Source organism: Spirillospora sp. NPDC049652, assembly GCF_040675125.1.
GTDB lineage: Bacteria > Actinomycetota > Actinomycetes > Streptosporangiales > Streptosporangiaceae > Spirillospora.
Genome location: NZ_JBFAOF010000803.1, coordinates 1 through 3,395 on the forward strand (window position 1 = coordinate 1; position 3,395 = coordinate 3,395).

Sequence of the window (3,395 nt, forward strand, 5' to 3'; positions counted from 1 at the left end):
CGCCGAGATCATGGCGGCGGCCCGCGCGGCGGGCGCGTTCGTCGTCGAGGACGACTACGCCCGCCACCTCGGGTTCGGGCCGTCCACCCCCGCGCCGCTGGTCGCCGACGACCCGGACGGGCGGGTCGTGCACATCGCGTCGATGACCAAGATCACCGCGCCGAGCCTGCGGGTGGCGGCGGTCGTCGCGCGCGGCCCGGTCGCCGAGCGCATCCGCTCGGCGCAGCTCGTCGCGGAGTTCTTCCCGGCGCGTCCGCTCCAGGAGACGCTGCTGGAGCTTGTCACCTCGCCCGGCTGGCCCCGCCACCTGCGCGCCGTCCACGCCGCCCTGCGCTCCCGCCGGGACGTGCTGTCCACCGCCCTGGCCCGCGACCTGCCCGGCCTGCGGCACTCCCGCCCGGACGGCGGCATGCACCTGTGGCTCCGCCTGCCGGACGGCGCCGACGACGAGGCCCTGGCCCGCGACGCCCTCCGCGCGGGCGTCCTGGTCAGCGCGGGCCGCCCGTTCTTCCCCGCCGAGCCGTCCGGGCCGTTCCTGCGCCTCAGCTACGGCGCGGCCGCGTCCGAGGCCGAGTTGTCCGAGGGTGTTCGCCGGCTGGCGGCCGTCCTGCGTCCCTGAGAGGTCCCACGCCCTGCGGAGCAGTCGAGCGCCGTCGCAACCGGTGATCCGGGGACGGCGGTGTCGGCGCTGATACCCTGCCGTCGAAGGCAGGAGAACCCTGATGACCGACACTTCCCGCGACGCGGCCGCGCTCCTGCGGGACTTCGTGAACACGTTCGACGTCGAGACCGGCGACGACGAGATCGAGACGCCCGGACGGCTCGCCGCCTGGCTGGACGGGCACGAGTCAGTCCCCGTGACCGTCCGGGCGACCGGCCCGGCCGCCGCCTCCCCGGGCGAAAGCGACCTCATCCTCGCCCGCGACCTGCGCGAAGGCCTCCGCGCGGCGATGCTCGACCACCACGGACCGGCCGACCCATCCGGCCCGCCCGTCCCGCCGGGGCTGGAGGAGGCGCTCGCCGCCCTCCCCCTGCGGATCACCCTGGCCAACGGCCACCCGCGCCTGGTCCCGCTCGGCTCAGCGGACGGCGCCGGGGTCCGGGAGGGGCTGGCCTGGATCGCCGCGGCGATCATGGACGCGGTCGCGGACGGCACGTGGGGGCGGCTCAAGGTCTGCCAGGAGAGCACCTGCCGGTGGGCCTTCCTCGACACGTCCAAGAACCGGTCGCGCGCCTGGTGCTCGATGCGGGTCTGCGGCAACCGGACCAAGACGCGCGCCTACCGCGCCCGCCTCCGCACCACCGACCAGACCGACTGACCCCCTGCGCCGGTCGGCTCGCGTCCGGGGAGCGGTCCGGTGAGCACTAGGCTTCTCGGCGGAGGTGGCGGATGGCTGACGTCGGGGTACGTCCCGCGCGGCGCGCGGACGCCGGTGCTGTGGCCGACATCCAGGTGCGCGCCTGGCGGCAGGGGTACGCGGAGCTGCTGCCCGCGCCCGTCCTGGAGCGGGTGACCAGCCCGGAGGCCCGGGACGCCTGGCGGGAGCGCTGGACGCAGGCGGTGGTCGCGCCGCCGAGCCTGCGGCACCATCTGCTGGTGGCGGTCGCGTCCGACCTGGTCGTCGGGTTCGCGGCGTACGGCCCGGCCGAGGACGGCGATCTCGACGCCGGCACGACCGCCGAACTGCTGACGCTGCTGGTCGACCCGATCCACGCGCGGGAGGGCCACGGCAGCCGGCTGCTGTCCGCGACCGTCGACCTGTTGCGCGAGGACGGCGTCCACACGCTCGTGACCTGGGCGTTCGAGGCCGACGACGTCCTGCGGCGGTTCCTCGGGACGGCCGGCTGGGCGCCCGACGGCACGGCCCGGGACCTCGACATGGGCGAGCCGGTCCGGCAGATCCGGCTGCACACCGACATCACGCCGGAGGCGTGAGCCTCCCCCGGGACGGGGCGGGTGAAGGGCATCCCGGCGTCGGGCATATTTTTGAACCCGTGCCCCGACTCGCCGCCATGACGCCGCCGATCGCCCCGGGCGCGGCCTCCGGAACCGCGCGCCGCGCGCTGCTCGCCGCCATCGTGATCAGCCTGGGCGTCTCGCTGATCGTGGTGGACGCGACGATCGTCGGCGTCCTGCTCCCCCAGCTGGTCTCCGATCTGCGGCTGAGCACCGCGAGCGCGGAGTGGGTGACCTCGGTCTACGCCCTGGTGTTCGCGGCGCTGCTGATCCCGTTCGGACGCGCGGGCGACCTGTTCGGACGGCGCCGCATGATCGTCCTCGGCGTGGCGGTGTTCACCGTCGCGAGCGTCCTGGCCGCGTTCTCGGTGGACTCCACGACGCTGATCGGCGCGCGGGCCCTGCAGGGAGTCGGCGCGTCCATGGTGATGCCCGCCACACTCTCGACCCTGAACGCCATGTTCACCGGCAAGGAGCGCGCGCACGCCTTCGGCATCTGGGGCGCGACGATCGCCGGGATGTCCGCGCTCGGCCCGCTGGTCGGCGGCGCGCTCGCCGCGGGCGGGACGTGGCGCTGGGCGTTCGGCGTGAACCTGCTGTTCGGCGCCGCGCTGATCTGGGGCGTCCTGCGCGTCGTCCCGGAGACCCGCGCGACGGACACCGCAGTGGATGCCGCAGTGGGCGCCGAAGCGACCGCGGGCCCGGCCGCCGGCTCCCGGGGACGGCTCGGCGTCGACCTGCCCGGCGCGCTGCTGTCGGCGGCCGCGTTCGGGCTTCTGGTCTGCGGCATCATCGAGGGCCCCACGTTCGGCTGGTGGACGGCCACCCGGGACGTCGCGGTCGGCGGGCTCTCGCCGATCCCGCTGATGATCGTCGCCGGGCTGGCGCTGCTGGCCGCGCTGACCGCCGTCGAGCGGGCCCGCGCCGCCGCCGGACGGCCCGTGATGCTCGACCTCACGCTGTTCTCCATCCCGAACTTCCGCACCGGCAACCTCGCCTCGGCCCTGATCAACGTCGGCGAGCTGGGGCTGCTGTTCGTCCTGCCGCTGTTCCTGCTCGGCGTGCACGGCAGCGCGCCGCTGCAGATCAGCGTGGCGATCCTGCCGCTGGCCGGCGGGGCGTTCCTGTCCGGCGCGGTCGCGCACGTGCTCGCCAACCGGTACGGCCCGCACCGGGTCGTCCAGGGCGGGATGGCGCTGGAGGTCGCCGCCGTCCTCGCCCTCGCGGCCGTCCTGTCCCCCTCGACCGGCGGGTTCGGGCTCGCGCCGTGGATGCTGCTCTACGGGCTCGGCCTCGGCCTGACCTCCGCGCAGCTCACCAACGTCTCGCTCGCCGACGTCCCGCCGGACCGCGCCGGCCAGGCGTCCGGCACCCAGTCCACCGCCCGGCAGATCGGCGCGGCGCTCGGCGTCGCGGTGATCGGGACGGTGTTCGCGAC

The 3,395-nt window shown here is 75.6% G+C and carries 4 protein-coding genes; all 4 read left to right on the forward strand.

What is annotated here, in order from left to right; genetic code table 11:
• Positions 1-619, forward strand: a 619-nt coding sequence (locus AB0J52_RS32905) for an aminotransferase class I/II-fold pyridoxal phosphate-dependent enzyme (RefSeq protein ID WP_500186748.1), incomplete at its 5' end; no start/stop codon positions are given.
• Positions 620-722: 103 nt separating this feature from the next.
• Positions 723-1,319 carry a CGNR zinc finger domain-containing protein gene (locus AB0J52_RS32910; protein WP_500186749.1) on the forward strand — a complete coding sequence of 199 codons (597 nt, stop codon included), beginning with the start codon at positions 723-725 and terminating at the stop codon, positions 1,317-1,319.
• A 71-nt stretch (positions 1,320-1,390) separates the two neighbouring features.
• Positions 1,391-1,936 carry a GNAT family N-acetyltransferase gene (locus tag AB0J52_RS32915; RefSeq protein WP_500186750.1) on the forward strand — a complete coding sequence of 182 codons (546 nt, stop codon included), beginning with the start codon at positions 1,391-1,393 and terminating at the stop codon, positions 1,934-1,936.
• A gap of 59 nt (positions 1,937-1,995) precedes the next feature.
• Positions 1,996-3,395, forward strand: a 1,400-nt coding sequence (locus AB0J52_RS32920; RefSeq protein ID WP_500186752.1) for an MFS transporter, incomplete at its 3' end; no start/stop codon positions are given.

Bases quoted from the DNA above. Each gene is read 5' to 3' on its own strand.
- AB0J52_RS32910 (WP_500186749.1), top strand. From the start codon at position 723: ATGACCGACACTTCCCGCGACGCGGCCGCGCTCCTGCGGGACTTCGTG.
- AB0J52_RS32915 (WP_500186750.1), top strand. From the start codon at position 1,391: ATGGCTGACGTCGGGGTACGTCCCGCGCGGCGCGCGGACGCCGGTGCT.